At 33.7% G+C, this 1,027-nt stretch carries 1 protein-coding gene; it reads left to right on the top strand.

What is annotated here, in order from left to right:
* Nucleotides 1-413: 413 nt before the first annotated feature.
* On the top strand, nucleotides 414-920 hold the full coding sequence (gene resA / locus E2L07_RS20580; protein WP_134230535.1) for a thiol-disulfide oxidoreductase ResA: 507 nt from the start codon (nucleotides 414-416) through the stop codon (nucleotides 918-920).
* The last annotated feature ends 107 nt before the right edge of the window (nucleotides 921-1,027 follow it).

The raw sequence follows: 1,027 nt of genomic DNA, 5'->3' as shown, positions 1-1,027 counted from the left end.
TTTTACGACTTGTAATTTGAAACCTTTTGAGTGTCTTGTTCGTTTCATGATGTCAGCCTCCTTGGTACAATAAGTAGTATAATATTTATTACTCTTACTGTCCAAGTTCATTTAGGGGCTATAGAGACCATTCCTTTTTTAGCGTTAACAGCCTTTTCTCTGATTATCATATTTCTAACACTTGCAAAAACAAATAAAACTAACGAATAAGATGAACCATACGTTAAAAACCGTGTGGCTACACACGGTTACGCTAAGGAAAAAAGAAATCCAAGAGATAATGAATAAAGCCTTTAAGAGATTGAGTTCCTTCTACTTAAACATTAATGTTAGAGTTTAAAATTCAAAACGCATCGTAGCTTAATTACGATGCGTTTACCTTTTGATATTATGCTTAAAAGGAGATGCTATTTATGAAACAAAAACGTCGTCTACTTATTAGATCTACTATTTTACTCATAATTGTTGTAGCTTTAGGATACACGTTTTATCAAAACTTTTTTACTGATCAAAATGGAATGGTTAAAGTCGGTGAGAAAGCGCCTGACTTTGTGTTAAAAGACTTGAACGACCAAACAATCAGATTAAGTGATTATCGTGGCAAAGGTGTATTTTTAAACTTCTGGGGTACATATTGTCCCCCTTGTGAAAAAGAAATGCCATACATGGAAAATCAGTATGAGCGTTTTAAGGAACTTGGGGTGGAGATATTAGCGGTTAATGTGAATGAACCAGAATTGACAGTAAGTAAGTTTGTCGAACGTCACAAACTTAGCTTTCCAATTCCTATGGATTCTAGTGGGACTGTAATGGACGCGTATGGAATTAGTCCTTTACCTACTACATTTCTAATAGATGAAAATGGGATTGTTATACAAAGACTTACAGGAGGAATGACAGAAGTGTATTTGATAATCTAAAATTGAGCCACTTCTCATAGGTTCGATTACATAAAAAATGAGCCACATGATTTCCAATAATTCATAACTCTCTCTTATTATTGATAGTGACCAAACAATCAAGATAA

Source organism: Halalkalibacterium halodurans, assembly GCF_004376175.1.
GTDB classification, from domain to species: Bacteria; Bacillota; Bacilli; order Bacillales; family Bacillaceae_D; genus Halalkalibacterium; species Halalkalibacterium halodurans.
The sequence above is the reverse complement of the archived record's forward strand: the minus strand, read 5'-3'. Positions and strand labels throughout refer to the sequence as shown.

What these genes read in the sequence shown, in the direction of transcription:
- resA (WP_134230535.1), top strand. Translation starts at nt 414, where the DNA reads ATGAAACAAAAACGTCGTCTACTTATTAGATCTACTATTTTACTCATA.